Origin of the sequence: Streptomyces sp. HP-A2021 (assembly GCF_022807935.1) — a bacterium.
In the GTDB taxonomy this organism is placed as follows: Bacteria; Actinomycetota; Actinomycetes; order Streptomycetales; family Streptomycetaceae; genus Streptomyces; species Streptomyces afghaniensis.
On record NZ_CP094344.1, the window covers coordinates 8,182,342 to 8,201,045 of the forward strand.

Below are 18,704 nucleotides of genomic sequence, written 5' to 3' on the forward strand. Positions count from 1 at the left end.
CTCCACTCGACGGTCAGGGAAGTACGGGATGGGCGGAGGGCGCCGGAGCACCGCACGCGCCGAGGACGGCCGCGACGACCCGCTCCGCCTGTGCGACCAGGTAGAAGTGCCCGCCGGGCAGCACGAGTCCGGTGAACGGGCCGTCGGTCGCGGTGCGCCACACGGCCACCTCCGCCTCGGTCGCCTCCTCGTCGCGGTCCCCGGTGACCGCGGTGAGGGGGCAGCGCAGCCGGGCGGCGGTGTCCGGGCGGTAGGTCTCGATCAGGCGGTAGTCGGCCCGTACGGCGGGCAGCAGCAGGGCCCGCACCTCCGGGTCGTCGAGCAGGTCGCCGTGGGTGCCGCCGAGGCGGCGCAGTTCCGCGGCGAGGCCGTCGTCGTCGCGCCGGTGGACGGTGCCCGGGCGCTGACGGCCCGGCCCCGGACGGCCGGAGACGACGACATGCCGCGGACCGAGGCCCGAGCCCTCCAGCCGGAGCGCCGTCTCCCACGCGACCGAGGCGCCCATGCTGTGCCCGAACAGCACCAGCTCACGGCCGGCACGGTCGGCCCGCAGCGCCTCGGCGACGGCGCCGGCGAGTTCGTCCATCGTCCCGGCCGGGGCCTCGCCGACCCGGTCCTGCCGGCCCGGGTACTGCACGGCCAGGAGCTCCACGTCGGGCGGCAGCAGCCGGGCCCACGGGGTGTAGAACGCGGCGGCCCCGCCCGCGTGCGGGAAGCACACGAGCGAGGTCCGCGCCGCGGGGCGGGGCAGCGGGCGGCGCAGCCAGGAAGAAACGGAAGGAACGGTGGTGGTCATGGAGAAGTCACCCCACACAGAACGGGAAGCGCGGCGGGACCGCGGCTCATGAAGTCGCCGGCACGGCGGAATCGGAAACCCGGTGCGAGCCGCAGCCGGGGGTGACGCACGATCAGCACCTCGGCGGCGACACGCAGTTGCAGCCGGGTGAGGGAGGCGCCGAGGCAGGCGTGCGGCCCCTTGCCGAAGGCGAGATGGGCGCGCAGCCCGGGCCGGCCGGGCCGGAACGTGTCGGCGTCCTCGCCCCAGCGCTCCGGGTCGCGGTTGGCGGAGGCGACGACGGCGATCACGCGTTCCCCGGCCCGTACGGTCGTGCCGGCCACGGAGGTGCCGCGGGTGGCGGTGCGCATCTGCCACAGCGCGGGCGGGTCGAGGCGCAGGGACTCCTCGATCGCCTCCGACAGGCCGTCGGACCGCCAGTGGTCCTCGCTCAGCAGCCGCAGCACCAGATTCCCCAGCGCGTGACGGAGGTTGGGCACTCCGGCCACGATCAGGAAGTGCAGGAAGGTCACGGCCTCGGCGCGGTCCAGGTGCGCCAGTACGCCGTTCAGGGCGGGCCCGTCGGCGGCCCGCAGTGCCCAGCGTTCGAACGCGGGCCAGTCGGGGTGCGCCCGGTGGCCCAGCAGGTCGGTGAAGGCGCCGGCCCAGCGCTCGTAGTCCGGCGCGTCGGCATCGGCCACCCCGCAGAAGGCGGCCAGGGCTGCACGCGGGAGCGGCGCGGTGAACGCGGGGACGAGGTCCGAGCCGTTCCCGACCCGGTCGGCCAGTGCCTCGGCGCGTTCCCGTACGACCGGTTCCAGCTCCGCCAGGACGGTGCGGGCGAAGGCGGGGGAGAGCAGGCGGCGCAGCCGCGTGTGCGCGGGGGGATCCACCTGCGACAGGGCCAGCTCCCGCTCGTCGCCCTGCACGGAGGTGTTGTTGCGGCGGCTGGACCACACCTCCGGATCCGACAGCACCGCCCGCACGTCCTGGTCGCGGACCACGACGTGCCAGCCGGGCAGGGGCGAAGAGACCGGCCGGTCGCCGCGCAGTGCGGCGAGCCGCGGATACGGATCGTCGGTGTGGGTGAGATCGAGCGGAATGAAGGACGCCACCGCGCTGGTCACAGGCCCTCCCGCTCGCGCACCGCCGCCGCCAGGTCGGGCGCGGTGACCGGCTCGGGCGCGGGGCGGCGTACGAGATCCGGGTAGCCGAGCCGGGCCGTGAGGTCCTGCCAGACCGAGCTGAGCGTGAGGTGGTACTGGCCCGCGCGCATCGGGTCTTCGCCCGCCCCGGCCGCGTCCGCCACGGCCCGCAGCGCGCGCCGCACGCCCTGCGGCCACACCTCGGCGTACACCTCCCGGTGCGTGGGCGCCTCGGCGGGCCCGACCGGCTGGACGCTCGGCAGGTGCACCAGACGCTCGGCCTCGGCGTCGAAGTCCAGTTCGCCGTCGTCCCCGCGCGGAGCGGGCAGCGCCGGGCTCCACAGCACCGGTCCGTGCGTCCCGGCCAGGATCAGCGTGCCGCCGGTGAAACCGAGCGTGGCCCGGTGCAGCAGGTGGGTGTGGTTGTCGGGATCCTCGGGGTCGAGCTGGTTGAGGACGCGCAGGGTGAGGGGGACTCCGGCCAGCCGCCCCTCCAGGGTCCGGAACGGTCCGCCGCCGGGACCGGGGTCGCCGAGCTGCCAGGGGCGCAGCCCGCCGAGCGCCTGGCCGAGGATGTCGATCAGGTCGTACGACACGTGGACGGCGCACGCGCCCTCCGCGTACAGCACCTCCTGCCGTTCGGTCAGATGGCGGGCCGCGGCGAGGAAGCGGCGCACCGGGGCCAGATGCGGATAGAACGTGTTGAGCCGGTACTGCACGCCGTGCCGGCGCGCGGTGCGCAGACAGGCGGCCAGCTCCACCTGGTGGATGGGATGCTCGTGCAGCACGTGCACGCCGCGTGCCATCAGCCGCCGGGCGAGCGCCGCGCCTTCCCCGCCGCCGACGCCGTTGGGCACCACCACGCAGGCCAGGTCGGCGAGGCCGGGCACGTCCTCGGGGTCGGTGAGCAGGGGGACGCCGTAACGTTCGGCGCATGCCTTGGAGCGGGCGCTGCCCCGGCCGAGGACTCCGGTCAGCCGGAACGGGAAATCAGCCTCCGACTCCCCGAAGACACTCCGGAAGGCACTGAGGTACACCCGGCCGAAGCCGGTACCGCAGACGACGACTCGGGTCACAGTCACAGAATTCCTTCTTCCAGGGGGAGTTCGGCGAGCGGCCCGTCCAGCAGCCGCAGCCCGGTGACGGCGGGGGACTCGGCCAGCCGCCGGGCGAGGCGAGCGGAGTCGGGGAGTGCGGCGAAGTGGAGTTGCCCGGGCGGAAGTTCACCCTTCAGCACGGCCAGTGCCGCGTGGGCTGCGGCGGTCCCGGTGAGGGCGGAGGAGTCCGTACCGGTGAGGACGAGCGCGCGGCCGTCCAGCTCGCACGTGACGAGCTGGTGCGGCGCACGTCCCGCGAGATCGGTGAGCGTGGCACGCGACAGCTCCGTCGCCGCCTCGTCCACGGACCGCCCCGGCGGGAGCCCTGCGCGGTACCGGTCGAGGACCGCGCGGGTGTGCTCGCCGCCGAACACCGTGTACCAGCGCACCTCGTCGAGCCCGTACCGGCGGGCGACGCCCACCGCCTCCTCGGTGAGGTACGGAATCGCCGTCACGGCCCCGGGGAAGTACGGCAGCCGCACCCCGCGCTCCACGCCGAGCGCCCCGGCCACCCGGCGCCCGCCCCGCCATACGGCCGTCACCTCACCGCCGGGGCGAGCGAGCCGGTCCATGAAGTCGCGGGCGGCGGCGGGCGGGAAGTGGGGGAGGCCGCCGACGCGGACCGTCAGCGTCCGGGGACGGTCCAGGCCCCCGTCCGCCACCAGCACCCCCGGCAACAACCCCGCCAGTCCCGGCATCAGCCCCGCGCCGATCACCGCCGTGCGCCACCGCAACAGGCGGGCGTACGGCACGGGTTCGGGCAGTTCGGCCGTGTCGTTGACGTCGACCAGATCCGCGCCGGACGCGAGGGCGGCGGACGCCACCCGGTGGCCGACGGCGCGGACCGGCCCGGTGGCGTTGACGACGACACGGCACTCGGCGCAGAACGCGGCGAGGGCCCGCGCATCGGCCACCTCCACGGGATCGGGCCACAGGTGCGCGCCGGAGGACAGGGCCCGGCCGGGCGGGCGGCGCACCGCCGCCCGCACCGGCCCGACCCCCAGGCGCAGCAACTCCTCCAGCACGACCCGGCCCACCGCTCCGGCCGCCCCGACCACGCCGACCGCGACCGGGGCCGTACGGCCCCGGTTCACGGCGTCTCCGCGACCGCGGCGGCGACCACCTGGTCGACATGCGGGGCACGAAGGCAGCTGAAGTGGTCGCCGTCGACGTCGGCCACCGTCAGGTCGCCGAGGCACACCTCGCGCCACAGCTCGTCCGCCTCCTGCCCGAACCCCGCGAGGAACCGCAGCCGCCCGCGCGGCCGCACGAGCGTGATGTCACCGGCGTACGGCTGCGTGGTGTGCAGCGACGCGGCGGCGAAGGCGTGCCGGAACACCCGGTACAGACCCGGCAGGTGGGCCGTGTCGCCGTCTCCGCCCAGCGTGGCGGCGATCGCGGCGAGCCGTTCCGGCTGAGGGATGTCGGCCAGCGCCCGCATCCGGCGGGCCACCGCCTCCAGGCGCGGCTCACCGCACAGGGCGGCGAAGGCACCGGCCGGGACCCGGCCCGGGGTGGCGTCGAGGACGGCCCGCAGCGCCGCCCCCAGCTCCTCCTCGTCGTCCGGGTATCCGGCCGCCGCCGGGTCCGCGCCGAGCACCCGGGCGAAGGCGTGCTCGATCAGCAGCTCGTCCTCGCACACGAACGCGGGTGGGCTGCTGCTGACCACCGTCAACTGCTCGACGTGCGCCCCGCTCTCGGTGAGCTGCCGGGCGACCTCGGTGGCGAGCTGTCCGCCCAGGCAGTAGCCGGTGAGCCGGAACCGGTCGGCCCCGGTCGCCGTCAGCCGCCGTACGTGCTCGGCCGCGAGCCGCTCCACGAACTCCTCCGCCGGAATGTCCGTGCAGGCCTGCACGTCACCCACGGCCAGGCCGACGAGTGGGCCGTGTCCGGCCAGCCGGGCGGAGAGTTCGCGGTAGGGGGCCATGGTGCCGATGCCCTCGTGCACCAGCACGTGCAGCGCTCCGCCCTCCTGCGGCTCGTCACCGAGGGCCACCAGCGCGCTCACCTCGCCGGTACCGGCCTCGGGGGTGTCGGTGCCGCGTAGATGGCGGGCCAGGTCGGCGACCGTCGGGCGGTTCAAGAGCTCCCGCAGCAGGGTGTCGAACTGCTGGTCCGCCGCCTGCGGCACCTCCTCGATCAGCCGCGCCGACAGTTGCGCGAGGACCAGCGAGTCCGCGCCGAGATCGAACAGGCTCCGGTCGCGGGGCACGGCCGCGACTCCGAGGGCCAGGGCGGCCACGGAGGCGAGCCTCTCCTCCAACTCGTCGGCGGGACCGGCCGCTTCCTCCCCGGCGGCTGTGGGCTGCTCCTCCGCCGTGACGGCCGCCCGGGCTGCGAGGGCCTTGCGGTCCACCTTGCCGTTGGGTGTGAGCGGCAGGGCGTCGACGACGTGCAGCGCGGCGGGCAGCATGTAGACCGGCAGTCGCTCCGCGAGATGGTCCCCGACGTCGACCGGGTCCACGGCGGCGCGGCCGGTATTGAACCGCACCGCGAAGACATGCTGACCCAGCGGCTCCAGTGGGTGGCCCCGCTGCGGCAGGCACAGCTCGTTCTCCCCGCCCGCCTCCGCGAAGAGGCGCAGCCACTGCTCGCGGGTGACGAAGGTGGCGTCCGCGCCGTCCGTGCCGTCCGCGCGCCGCAGGTCCTCCGCCCCGGTCATCATGAACGCCTGCGAGATCAGGATCTCGTAGTGCTCCCGGGTCGGCTCGGTGACCAGCAGCAGCCCGCCGGGGACGAGGAGCGAGCGCAGCGAGGTGAGCGCCGCCCCCGTGTCCCGGGCGTTGTTCAGCACGCCCGCGCAGAGCACCACGTCGAACGACTGGAGGGCCAGCCCCTGCCCGGCCGGGTCGCCGTCCACGTCGTACAGCCCGTACCGCAGCCGCGTATCGGGCCCGAACCGCTCGCGCGCCCTGTCCAGGAAGAACGGGCTCACATCGGTGAACAGCCACTCCACGGGCAGCCCGTCCAGCGCGGCGAGTGCCCCTGCCGTGCTCGCACCCGTCCCGGCGCCCACCTCCAGCACACGCAGCGGCCGGCCGGGCGTCCGCTCCTCGGCGGCCGTGCGCAGGGCCTCGGCGAGGACGCGGTTGAGGTAGGCGGACATGACGTTCTCGCGGTAGGCCGCGTCGGCGGTCTCCATACGGGCCTCGGGGAACAGGAGGTCGACGGCGGCGATCCGGTCGTCCATCAGCGCGTCCAGCTGGTCGGCGTTGGCGCGCAGATAAGCCAGCAGTTCGGAGGGTCCGAGGTCGTCGCTCCACACGGCCGCGACCCGGTCCCACGCCGGCGCGGCCGACGGGGGCTCCGCGCGGAGCCGGTACCGGCCGGTGGCCGGATCCCGCTCCAGCAGGCCCTCGCCGTGCAGCACCCGCAGCCAGCGCCGCAGCACCCGCTCGTGACGCGGTACGGCCACCGCCACCACGTCCTCCGCGGTGTGGGCGGCATCCGGCCCGGCGAACAGGCCGCGGGCGCGCAGCGCGTCCAGCATGGAGGCGACCGACGCCTCGTCGAGGAGCCGGGCGAACTCGGCGATCCGTTCCGGCTCGGCCACCTCGAACGCGTCGGCCGCCTGCCGCGCCCGCCGGGCCAGAACCTCCGCGGCCCCGCCAGTCCGGGAGTCGTCCGCGATGCGCGCCGGCTCGGCGAAGGCGACCAGCCGGCGCTGCAACGGATCCTCCCCGACCGCCAGGACGGCCGCCGCACCGACGGCCGGATGACCCGTCAGCGCCGCCTCGATCTCCGCGAGCTCGATGCGGTGCCCGCGGATCTTGACCTGTCCGTCCTCGCGCCCCAGGAACTCGATGTCCCCGCTCGGCAGCCACCGGCCCAGGTCGCCGGTGCGGTACAGCCGCTCCCCGGTGACGGGATGGGTGACGAACCGGCGGGCGGTCGTCTCCGGGTCACCGTGATAGCCGAGCGCGAGGCCGCTGCCGCCGATGCACAGCTCGCCCGGCACCCAGTCCGGGCGGGGGCGCAGCGCCTCGTCCAGGATGTGGAAGGTCTGATTGGCGAGCGGCCTGCCGTACAGAATGCTGGGCCGTCCAGGGTCCACGGGCTGCTCGACGGGGTGGTGGATGGACCAGATCGCGGCCTCCGTCGCCCCGCCGAGACTGATCAGCCGCAGCCCCGGCAGCAGCGCCCGGATGCGGTCCGGCAGCCGTACGGGGATCCAGTCGCCGGACAGCAGCCCGAGCCGCAGCCCCGACAGTCCGGCCACATCGGCGGCGCCGGCACCGGAGGCCAGGTAGTCGTGGAGCATCTGGAGCTGCGCGGGCACCGAGTTCCACAGGGTCACCCGGTGCCGGGCCGCGAGGTCCGCCCAGTGGGAGGGGTCGCCGCGGCGCTCCGGGTCCGGCAGGACCACCGCGCCGCCGTGGGCGAGCGGGCCGAACAGGTCGTACACGGACAGGTCGAAGCCCAGCTGGGCGAGCCCCAGGACCCGGTCGCCGGCACCCACGCCGAATCGCTCGTCGATGTCGGCGACCGTGTTGAGCGCGGCCCGGTGCGAGACGACGACACCCTTCGGCTCACCGGTCGACCCGGAGGTGTAGATGATGTAGGCCGCCTCGCCCGGGTCCACCCGACGCGACTCCACCGCCTCCGACGGCTCCAGGGCATCCACAGCGATCGTCGGCAGCTCGTACGCGTCGCCGAGCCCCGCCTGTGTGAGGACGGCGACCGCCCCGCTGGAGGCCAGGACCAGTGCCCGGCGGGCCGGCGGATGGACGGTGTCGACCGGCACGTACACACAGCCCGCATCCAGCACACCGAGCACGGCCGGGACCTGCTCCCAGCCCTTGTCCATGACGATCGCGACCCGCTCACCCGGGGCGACCCCCGCCGCCCGCAGCCGGGCGGTCACCGCCCGGGCGTACCCGGTGAGTTCGGCGTAGGTGAGCGTACGGTCGGGCGCGATGACCGCCGGCCGGTCCGTGTGGGCGACGGCCGCGGCGAAGACCCGCTCGTGCAGCAGCCCCTCGGGCAGCGGACGTGCGGTGGCGTTCGTCGCCGCATGCCGTGCCGCCTGTGTCCGTGGCAGCCGCACCGGGTCGGCGCTGTCCCACGGCGCGTCGGACACGGCCAACTCCCGTACGAGGGAGGCGAAGGCGGCGAACGCGTCGTCCGCGAGACCCTCCGGCAGCACGCCCTCGCGGACGTCCCAGCCCAGCAGGATCTCCCCGCCGGACTCCATCACCTGGCAGTCGATCCACACCTGCGGCGTCTGTGTCACGCCGTACACGACCCTGCCCGGACCCGTGGCCGGCACCTCAGTGCCCTGGAGCGTGCTCGTGAACACGACCGGCATCAGCGCGTGCCGGTCCGAGCGGCGGGCCGCTTCGCGCAGCACCTCGACACCCGAGTACAGCCCGTGGTCGAGGTCCTCGAAGAGCCGACCGCCGAGGGCGCGGGCCCGCTGCGCGAACCCCTTCCCGGCGTCGGGCTCGACGGCGAGCAGCGTCACGGACGTGAAGTCGCCCACCACCCGGCCGATGTCGGGGTGCACCGGGCGCTTGGCGAACACCGGCAGGTTGAGCGTGAAGCGCGGCCTGGCGCTCCACCGGCCGATGACCTCGGCGTAGGCGGCGAGCAGCACGGTGGACACGGTCAGGTCCCGCGCGGCGGCCGCCCGCCGCAGCGCCGCCGACTCGTCGGCCGTCAGCCGGTCGGCCAGCCGCCGGAACCGCACGTCCGCACCCCGCTCCTCGGGCAGGACGGGAAGTTCGGGCGCGGCGGGCAGGTCGTCGAGACGGTCCAGCCAGTAGGCGCGGTCGCGGGCCCAGCGGGCGCTGTCGCGCAGCCGCCGCTCGGCGAGCACGTGGTCACGGAAGGAGACCGGCACGAGCGCGAGCGCCCGGTCCGGCTCGACGCACAACTGCTCCAGTTCGCCGAGCAGTTGCTGCACCCCGGAGAAGTCCGTGACGAGCAGGTCCACGGAGAGGTGCACGAGCAGCCGCTCGGGGGAGTGGGTGAGCCGCAGGTCGAACAGCGGCCACACGGCGGGGTCGTACGTCCGCTGCGCCAGCTCGCCGCGGATCCCCTCCGCCTGCTCGGCCCCGGCCACGGGGATCTCGTACGGCGGCAGCTCCTTGAGCACCTGCTGGCCGTCCGGGTGGTACACCGTGCGCAGGGCGTCGTGCCGCTCGACGAGCGCCCGCCAGGCGTCCGCGGCCCGCTCGGGCGGGACGGTGCCCGGCAGCTCGTACTCCAGGTAGGCGTGGCAGCCGATCCCGCCGTGGGCGAAGGCGTCCGTGCGGCCCAGCAGGTACGAGGACTGCACCTCGGTCAGCGGGAACGGCAGGTGCCGTCCGTCCGGGTCGGGCACGAGGGGCTCGGCGAACGGGTCGCGCAGATGGGCGAGTACGGCGTCGCGGTCGGCGCTCAGCCGCTCACGCAGTTCATCGGTCAGGGCGCCCTGGGGTGCCCGGAAGCGGAGGCGGCCGTCCTCCTCCCACAACTCGACTCCGGCGGCGGCCAGGTGTGACACCAGCTCGGCGGCGCTCACAGTTCCCCCTCTTCCCAGTTCTGATCGGTGGTGCGGTTGGTGTGCTCATGGACCGCGGCGGCGAGCGCGGCCACGGTCGGGGCGGCGAAGAACTCCCGCAACGGGACCTCCACACCGGTGCGTTCACGCAGCCGCGCGATGAGGCGCGTGGCCAGCAGGCTGTCGCCGCCAGCTGCGAAGAAGCCCTGTTCCCGGCCCGCGAGCGGGCTGCCGGCCAGCAGCTCGGACCAGAGCGCGGCGACGAGTTCCTCGGTGGCGCCGAGGGGTGGGCCGCCCGCGTCGGCCTTGACGGTCGTCACGGGCGCGGCGGACGGTTCTCCGGCCCTCAGGCCCGTGGCGAGGGTCAGCGCGTCCCAGTCGTCTGCCGTGGACAGCTCGTTCAGCAGGGCGAGTTGGCGGCTCATCAGGGTCTCCGGCAACTCGTGGGGCAGCAGCCCGGTCACCGCGTCCCAGGTGAGCCGGAGTCCCTCGGAGTCCTCCAGCACCTGGTGGTCGAGCCAGACCTGCGGGGTCTGGGACACGGACCAGTACGGCGGGGTCAGCAACCGGGCCCGCTCGTCGTCGATGCCGAGCGCGCTGGTGAACACCACCGGCATGGCCGCCTCGCCGGGACCGCGTTCCTCGGCGAGCTGCCGCATCACCCACACCGCCGACACCGCACGGTGGTCGAGGTCGGTCCACAGCCGGGCCTGGAGCCCGCGCAGCCGCGCGAGCCAGGACTCGCCCGACCGCGGGTGGTGGGCGGCGAGCAGGAGTGAGGTGAAGTCGCCGGCGATCCGGTTGATGTCCGGGTGGATCTCCTGGCGGTCGAACAGGGTGAGGTTGACGGTGAGTTCGGGGCTCTCCGCCTGCTCGCCGAGCGCCTCGGCGTAGACGGCGAGCAGCAGCACGGACGGGGTGAGGCCGTAGGCCCGGACCCGCTCCTGCAGCCGCTGCCACTTCGCGTACGGCAGGTGCGTGGCCCGGCGGACGAAACGCGGGCGTCCGACCGCCGACGGCTCGCGCAGGAGCGGCAGCCGGGGCGCCGGCGGCAGCGACGGCAGCCGTTCGCGCCAGTACTGCTGGTCGGCCGCCACCGTCCCCTCCGACGGCCGGGCGCAGGCGAGGTAGTCCCGGAACGTTACCTCCACCGGTGGGAGTTCGACGTCCGGGTCGTCCCGGAGCTGCCGCAGCTCGGTGAAGACGATCATCATGCTGAGGCCGTCCAGGATGAGGTTGTCGAGGCTGACCCCGATCCGGGTGCGGCGCTCGCCGTCCGCCGCCGTGTAGTGCACCGCTCGAACGTCGAACAGCGGCCAGCGGGCGGGGTCGAGGACCTGGTGGGACATCTCCTGGCGGAGGGCGGTCAGGTGTTCCTCGCCGTCCCGGACCGGGATGGTGAAGTCCGGTATCTCGGCGTCTGTCAGGACGCGCTGGTGGCCGTCCTCGTCGAAGACGGCCCGCAGCATGGGGTGGCGGGCGATCAGCCGTCGCCAGGCCCGTTCCAGCGCGGTGACCTCGGTGTACGGCTCGTCCGTCTCGCTGTAGTAGTGCGAGCCGACCCCGCCCAGGTCGAGCTGTGCCGTGCGCCCGATCCAGTACGCCCGCTGCACGTCGGTCGCGGGGAACGGCTCGTGCGCGTGCGCCGGGTCGCTCACCAGGACCCGCGTGACGGGCTTCTCGCCGTCCAGGGTCAGCGTGGCCGCGTAGTCCTTCAGCACCGGGTGGGTGAACAGCGCGGCGATGCGCGCGCCGCGTACCCCCGCCTCGCGCAGCCGGGCCACGAGCCGCGTGGCGAGCAGGCTGTCGCCGCCGAGTGCGAAGAACTCGTCGTCCCGGCCGACCTGTTCGGCCCCCAGCAGCTCCCGCCACGCGGCGGCGACCAGCTCCTCCACCGGACCCGTCGGCTGCCGTGTCCCGCCGGACACCACGCCGAGACCGGCCGCGTGCTCGGCCAGCGCGGCACGGTCGACCTTGCCGTTGGCGGTCAGCGGCAGCCCGTCGGGCAGCGGCACGAGCGCGGAGGGCACCGCGTGCGCGGGCAGGCGGTCGGCGAGCCGCCGCTCCACCTCCGCCAGGTCGATGGAGCCCTCCGGCACCACGAACGCCGTCAGCCGCTGCTGCCCCCGCGGCCCGGTCGCGACGGTGACCGCGCGGCTGACGCCCGGCTGGGCGAGCAGCGCCGCGTCGACCTCCCCTAGCTCGGTGCGGTGGCCGCGGATCTTCAGCTGGTGGTCACGCCGCCCGAGGAACTCCAGCAGCCCGTCCGGACGGTAACGGCCCAGATCGCCGGTGCGGTACCAGCGCTCCCGGCCGTCCGTCACGAACCGGTCGGCGGTGCGCTCCGGATCACCCCGGTAGCCGGTGGCCACCCCGGCCCCGCCGATCCACAGCTCGCCGGGCACCCAGTCCGGGCAGTCCTCGCCGAGCGGCCCCACGACCCGGAACCGCTGGCCGCGCAGCGGTGTCCCGTACGGCACCGACGGCCAGCCCTCGGGCGCACCGTCCGTGCTGTCGTACGCGTTGGACCAGATCGCGGCCTCGGTCGCGCCGCCCATCGCGATCAGCCGGCAGCGGCCCCGCGACGCCTCGGCGAGGCGCGCCGGCAGGTCGAGCGGCACCCAGTCGCCGGAGACCAGAGCGAGCCTCAGCTGCGGCGGCGCCTGTCCCGCCGAGGCGGTGAGCAGCATGTCCAGGAGCATCGGCACCGAGTTCCAGACGGTGACACCGTGCCGTGCGGCCAGGTCGCGCCAGCGCTGGGCGTCCCGGCGCTCCTCCTCGGTGACGAGCACGAGCGCGCCGCCCGCGCCGAGCAGCCCGAAGATGTCGTACACGGACAGGTCGAAGTCCAGCGCGGAGACCGCCAGGACCCGGTCGTCCGGCCCGATGCCGTGCCGTGCGTTGATGTCCTCGACGGTGTTGGCGGCCGCCCGGTGGGTCAGCTCGACGCCCTTGGGTTCACCGGTGGAACCCGAAGTGAAGATCACGTACGCGCAGGAGTCCGGGTCGACGGCCACGGGCGCCTCCAGCGGGGCGGGCAGCGGTCCGGACAGGAACTCCGCGTCCAGCACACAGCGGGCCCGTGAGGCGCGCAGCATCCGCTCCCGCCGTACCGGCGGCTGGTCGGCGCCGACCGGGACGTACGCGGCCCCGGCGGCGAGGACGCCGAGCACGGCGGTGATCTGCTCCGGCCCCTTGGGCAGCGACACGGCGACCGTCTCGCCGGGCGCGACCCCGCGGCCTCGCAGCGCGGCGGCGATGCGCAGCGCCCGCTCCCGCAGCTCGCCCCGCGTCAGGGCACCGTCCTCACCCCAGAGCAGGGCGGGAGCGGCGGGATCGGCGGCGGCCTGCTCGAAGAACGGCGTGTGCAGGGCTGGCCGGCCTCCCGGCAGTCCCGTCGCGTTGACCCGGTCGCGGACGGCGCGCTGTGCGCCGGGCAGCAGCGCGGGCCGGGGCATCTGCCAGTCGGCGTCGGACAGATGACGCAGCAGCCCGTCGAAGGCGGCGGACATCGTCTCGACCAGCCCGTCCGGGAACAACTCCCGCACCGCGTCCCACTGGTGGCGCAGCGCCCCGTCCCGGCCCTCGTAGACCTGGAGGTCGAGCCAGACCTGCGGGGTCTGGCTCACTCCCCACACGCGCGGTGGGAACCCCTCGGGAGCGTCCATGGACACGCCGTCGTCGACACCGAGCGCGCTGGTGAACACCACCGGCACGGCCGCGTCCCGCTCCCCACGGGCCCGGGCCAGCTCGCGCATCACCCACACCGCGGAGACCGAGCGGTGGTCGAGGTCGCGCCACAACTGCTCCTGCAGCCCACGCACCCGGGTCAGCCAGTCCTCGCCGGGACGCGGCCGGTGGGCGGCGAGCAGGAGTGAGGTGAAGTCGCCGAGGACGCGGTTGATGTCCGGGTGGATCTCCTGCCGGTCGAAGAGCGTGAGGTTGACGGTGAGCTCGGGGCTCTCGCTCCAGGTGCCGAGCACCTCCGCGTAGGCGGCCAGCAGCAGGGTCGAGGGGGTGACGCCGTGCTCGCGGGCGCGTTCCTTGAGGCGCCGCCAGCGGTCGGCGGCGAGTTCTCCGGAGGTGCGCGTGAAGCGGGGACGGCCCAGTGTGGCCGGGTCGCGCTGGAGCGGCAGCCGGGGCGCCGGAGGCAGCTCGGGCAGGCGGTCGCGCCAGTACGCCTGGTCGGCGGCCAGCGTCTCGGGTGCGGGCCGGACGGAAGCGAGGTAGTCGCGGAACGTCGCCTCCACGGGCGGGAGTTCGGCGTCCGGGTCGGCGTACAGGACGCCCAGTTCGGTGAAGACGGTCATCATGCTGAGGCCGTCGAGAACGAGGTTGTCGAGACCCACCCCGACGCGCGTCCTGACGTCGCCGCCGTCCTCGTACCGCACCGCCCGTACGTCGAACAGCGGCCAGTGGGAGGGGGCGAGGACCTGGTGGGACATCTCCTCGCGGAGGGCGGTGAGGTGTTCCTCGCCGTCCCGGACGGGGATGGAGAAGTCCGGCACCTCGGCGTCGCTGAGGACGCGCTGGTGGCCGTCCTCGTCGAAGACGGCCCGCAGCATGGGGTGGCGGGCGATCAGCCCGCGCCACGCCTGTTCGAGCCGTGGCAGGTCCACGTCGGAGCCGTCGAACTCCGAGTAGTAGTGCGCCCCCACACCGCCGAGCCGCATCCCCTCGGCCCGTCCCAGCCAGTAGGCCCGCTGCACGTCGGTCGCCGGGAACGGGTCGTGCGCGTGGTCCGGATCCGCCACCAGTACGGGCGTGGCGGATCGCTCCGGGTCCAGGGTGAGCGTGGCCGCGTAGTCCTTCAGGACCGGGCGGGTGAACAGGCCGGCGATGCGGGCGCCGCGCACCCCGCGCTCGGCCAGCCGGTGCAGCATCCGCGTGGCGAGCAGACTGTCGCCGCCGAGCGCGAAGAAGTCGTCCTCCCGGTGCACGGCGCCGACGCCGAGCAGCTCCCGCCACACCTCGGCGACCGACTCCTCGGCCCCGGGGCGGGGCGGGGTGCCGTGGCCCGGCCTGGCCTGAGCGGACGAAACATGCCGATCGAGGAGTTCGCGCACGGCCCGCCGGTCCACCTTGCCGTTCGCGGTGAGCGGCATGACCGGCAGCAGAACCAGCCGGTCCGGAACCATGTACGACGGCAACTGCCCCGCTGTGCAGGCACGTACGGCATCGGTGTCCTGCGGTACGCCGTCCGGGTCGCGGACCGCGCGGATCAGCAGCGCGGGTTCCCGTCCGCGTACGGCCGTGTCCACCCGGGTGAAGCCGTGGCCGCGCAGCAACTGCTCCCACGCCGAGGGCGGCAGCAGCGGGCTGCCGGCCGCCCGGCGGGCCGGGTCCGCGTGCGCGAAGCCCCGCGTGGGCAGCGCGGCGCAGATCAGACCGAGCGGCGGCAGACTGCCCTGCTCCACCGCGAGCAGCAGACCGCCGGGCGCCAGCAGGGCCGCTGCCTGGGCGACCCCGGCCGCCGGGTCGTCGAAGGCGTGCAGGGCGCCGAGCGCGAGCACGGCGTCGAACGTGCCCGGCACGCCCTCGGGGAGCGCACCGTCCGGGAGTGCCTGGCAGCGCACGCCCGTGATCCGTTCCCGGGCCCGTTCCAGGAGCCCGGCAGAGGTGTCGAACAATGTGAACTGCGCAGCGTCTGCGGGAAGTTGTTCCAGCACCCGCTGGGCGCCGAGGCCACCGCGTGCCCCGACGACCGCGACGCGCGGTGCACGGCCGCCCGACTCGGCGGCCAGCGCAAGCAGCGCGTCCGCGCACTCCGCGGCGGCCTCCCCGCTGGCGGGCAGCGCGTCGAGCGCCGCCTCGGGGGCGAGCACCGGGTCGTCGAGGAGCTCCAGCGGGTCCCGGTCGCCCTTGACCATGGCCCGCAGGTCCTCCAGCCGCTCGGTCAGGCGGGCGAGCACGGGCGCGAGCCGGGTTCCGGTGACGCGCTCCCTGAGACTCTCCGCATCCACCGGCCCCGACCGGCGGAGCAGCCAGTCCCGCCACAGATGTGCGAGCCCGCGCATCTCCTCGGCAGGGCGCGTCCCACCGTCCAGGATCCGGCCGATGACATGGGCGACGACCTCGGTCTCCAGCGGGTCGGGCCGTGCGGCCACGACTTGCGGAAGGACGCCGTCGTGCCGACCGGCTCCGGTCCGGGTGGCCAGGGAGTACGCCGCGACCAGCGAGCGGGGAGCGCCGTCCGGCCCCCCGGTGACCGCCGCAACTGCGCGCCCCACACCCGGCGCACGCTCGAGTGCCGCCTCCACCTCGCCCAGCTCCACCCGGTGCCCCCGCAGCTTGACCTGCGAGTCGGCCCGGCCGAGGAACTCGACGGTGCCGCCCGGCCGGTAGCGGGCGAGGTCGCCCGTGCGGTACCAGCGCACGCCGTCGTGGTGCACGAACCGGTCGGCCGTGCGCTCGGGGTCGCCGAGGTACCCGTCGGCCACACCGTCCCCGCCGATCCACAGCTCGCCCGGCACCCAGTCGGGGCAGTCCCGCCCCCGGGCGTCGACGACCCGCAGCCGTACGTTGCGCAGCGGCGTCCCGTACGGCACCGCGGTCCAGTCCTCGGGCACCGTGCCGCCGACGACCTCGCACACCGTGGAGTGGATCGCGGTCTCGGTCGTTCCGCCGAGCGCCACGAACCGGCAGCCCGGCGAACGTTCCGCCAGCCGCCCGGGCAGGTCGACGCCCACCCAGTCCCCGCCGAGCAGCACCAGCCGCAACCCGGCGAGGCCGTCCCCGGCGGTGCTGAGCAGCATGTCCAGCACGGAGGGCACGCAGTTGAGCACGGTCACGCGGTGCCGGGCCAGCAGCGCGTGCCAGTGCGCGGCGTCCCGTCGGTCCTCCTCCGCGACGAGCACCACCGCACCGCCGACGGCGAGCGGGCCGAACAGGTCGTACACCGACAGGTCGAAGTCGAGGGCGGACAGTGCGAGCGTCCGGTCGTCGCCGCCCACGCCGAACCGCTCGTCGAGGTCGTCGACCGTGTTGCGCGCCGCGCGGTGCGGCACGACCACGCCCTTGGGCTCACCGGTGGAGCCGGAGGTGAACAGGAGGTACGCGGGGTCGCTGTCCGGCACCGCCACCGGCTCCTTGACCGGCTCGTGCGCCAGGGCGTCCGGCACGGTCAGCGGTACGACGCCGTCGGGCAGGGGGGAGTCGGGGTCGCCGGTGACGAAGGCGACGCGGGCGCCCGCTCGGGTGAGGACACGGTCGCGGCGGGCCGGCGGGTGGTCGCGTCCGACGGGCACGTAGGCCGCGCCCGCGGTCAGGATGCCGAGCACCGCGGCGATCTGGTCGGGCCCCTTGGGCAGGCACACGGCGACCCGGTCGCCGGGGCCGACGGCGTGGGCGGCGAGCGCGGCGGCGATCCGACGGGCCCGCTCGGCCAGTTCGCCGTACGACAGCACCTCACCTGGGCCCCACAGCAGCGCCGGCCGGTCCGGCGTCCGCTCGGCGCGGCGCAGGAAGTCCTCGTGGAGCAGCAGTCCGCTGCGCGGCCCGTCGGTGGCGTTGGCACGCGCGCGTGCCTCCCGCTGGGCCTCGGGCAGCAGGTCCGCCACGGGCGAGTTCCACGCAGCGTCGGACGCGGCGAGTTCGTCCACCAGCGTGCGGTACGCGGTGAACATGGCGTCCAGCATCCCTTCGGGGAACGCCTGCTCCAGCGCGTCCCAGTTCACCAGCAGCCCGCCGTCGAGCTCGGTGACCTGGGCGTCCAGCCACACCTGCGGTCCCTGCGAGATGATCCACACGGGTCGCCCGAAGCAGGCGCGCACGTCCTCGGAGAACAGCTCGCCCAGGTTGAGGGCACTGGTGAACACGACCGGTGCGAGCACCCGCCCGTCGCCCCGCTGAGCACGGTTCAGGTCGCGCAGCACCTCGACACCGGAGTACGAGGCGTGCGCGGCGTCCGCGAGGAAGCGTTCCTGCAGGGTGCGGGCCCGCTCCTGGAAGGCGTCCTGGCCTGACAGGTCGGCGGTGAGCAGGACGGAGCCGGTGAAGTCGCCCACGAGCAGGGGCACATCCGGGTGCAGCGCCTCGCGGTCGAAGAGCGGCACGTTCAGCAGGAAGCGGTGCTCGGCGCTCCAGGCCGCGAGCACCTCGCCGTACGCGGTGGCCAGGGCCATCGCCGGGGTGACACCGTGCCGGTGGGCGCGGGCGAACAGGGCGTTTCGCGCCTCGGGCGGCAGCCAGTGGTGGCGGCGGGTGACGCGGGGCCGGACCGTCCCCTGGGCCACGGGCAGCGCGGGCGCGCCCGGCAGGTCCGGCAGCCGCGCGGCCCACCAGGCCGCGTCCCGCCTGCGATCGCGTTCCCGCTCGGCGGAGGCGGCACGGTCGGCGAGGTAGCGGCGGTAGCTGTACCCGATGGGCGGGAGTTGCTCCGCACCGCGGTCGTCGCGGTCATCACTGTCACCGCGGTAGAGCGCCGCCAGGTCGGCCAGCAGGACGCGCAGGCTGAGCGCGTCGGCGGCGAGCATGTCGAGGTTGAGGTGCGTGCGGGTCCGGCCGTCCGGCAGCAGTGACAGCTGCACGTCGAAGACCTCACCCGCGCCGACCCGCAGCATGCGGTGCGACAACGCGTCCCGCAGCTCCGCCAGGCGCCGGTGCACCTCGTCCTCGGGCAGCGCGCGCAGATCGTGCACCCGCAGCCCCGGCCAGGAGGAGGCGACCGGGGTGTGCTGGCGGCCGTCGTCGCCGAACACGGCACGCAGCTGGGCGTGCCGGGCGAGCAGGGCCCGCACCGCGCGTTCCAAGCGCTGCGGGTCGACGTCCTCGCCGTCGAACTCGTTGTAGAAGTGCGCGGCCACACCCCCGAGTTCGTGCTCCTCGCCGCGGCCCACCCAGTAGGCGTGCTGCATCAGGGCCAGGTCGAAGGGGGAGGTCTCGTCGTCATCCGCGCTGTCGGGTGCGGTGGTGCCGGGGCGGGCGGTGGTGCCCGGACATCGCTCGGCCAGCAGTTCCTCCCACGCGCGCAGGGTCGGGGTGCGGGCGAGCTCGGCGAAGGTCAGCCGTATGCCGACGCGGCGCAGTGCCGCCGACACGGTCATCAGACGGATGGAGTCCAGGCCCTGCTCGATGAGGTTGTCGTCGGGGCCGACCCGCTCGGCGTCGGGGCCGAGCCAGTCCGCGAGCAGGGGATGGACCGTCCGCAGGAGATCGGGTTCTGACACTGCGTCACCAGCCTCGATGGCGTGAGTTATTGAAAA

6 protein-coding genes are annotated in these 18,704 nt (G+C 74.8%); all 6 read right to left on the reverse strand.

What is annotated here, in order from left to right; translation table 11 throughout:
- Positions 1-13: 13 nt before the first annotated feature.
- Genes MQE23_RS36980 through MQE23_RS37005 form a run of 6 tightly spaced genes read right to left on the reverse strand, consistent with a single transcriptional unit; the run spans position 14 to position 18,668 of the window.
- Positions 14-796, reverse strand: coding sequence for an alpha/beta fold hydrolase (locus MQE23_RS36980; protein ID WP_243381401.1), 783 nt, complete (start codon positions 794-796; stop codon positions 14-16).
- Positions 793-1,902 carry a cytochrome P450 gene (locus MQE23_RS36985; RefSeq protein ID WP_243381402.1) on the reverse strand — a complete coding sequence of 370 codons (1,110 nt, stop codon included), beginning with the start codon at positions 1,900-1,902 and terminating at the stop codon, positions 793-795. The genes MQE23_RS36980 and MQE23_RS36985 overlap by 4 nt, the downstream gene beginning before the upstream one ends.
- Positions 1,899-3,002, reverse strand: a complete 1,104-nt coding sequence (locus tag MQE23_RS36990; protein WP_243381403.1) for a Gfo/Idh/MocA family oxidoreductase — start codon at positions 3,000-3,002, stop codon at positions 1,899-1,901. The genes MQE23_RS36985 and MQE23_RS36990 overlap by 4 nt, the downstream gene beginning before the upstream one ends.
- Positions 2,999-4,111 carry a saccharopine dehydrogenase NADP-binding domain-containing protein gene (locus tag MQE23_RS36995; RefSeq protein ID WP_243381404.1) on the reverse strand — a complete coding sequence of 371 codons (1,113 nt, stop codon included), beginning with the start codon at positions 4,109-4,111 and terminating at the stop codon, positions 2,999-3,001. The genes MQE23_RS36990 and MQE23_RS36995 overlap by 4 nt, the downstream gene beginning before the upstream one ends.
- Positions 4,108-9,522 carry a non-ribosomal peptide synthetase gene (locus tag MQE23_RS37000; RefSeq protein WP_243381405.1) on the reverse strand — a complete coding sequence of 1,805 codons (5,415 nt, stop codon included), beginning with the start codon at positions 9,520-9,522 and terminating at the stop codon, positions 4,108-4,110. The genes MQE23_RS36995 and MQE23_RS37000 overlap by 4 nt, the downstream gene beginning before the upstream one ends.
- Positions 9,519-18,668: a non-ribosomal peptide synthetase gene (locus tag MQE23_RS37005; protein WP_243381406.1), complete on the reverse strand. Its 9,150-nt coding sequence runs from the start codon at positions 18,666-18,668 to the stop codon at positions 9,519-9,521. Before MQE23_RS37005 ends, MQE23_RS37000 begins: the two co-directional genes overlap by 4 nt.
- Between the last annotated feature and the right edge of the window lie 36 nt (positions 18,669-18,704).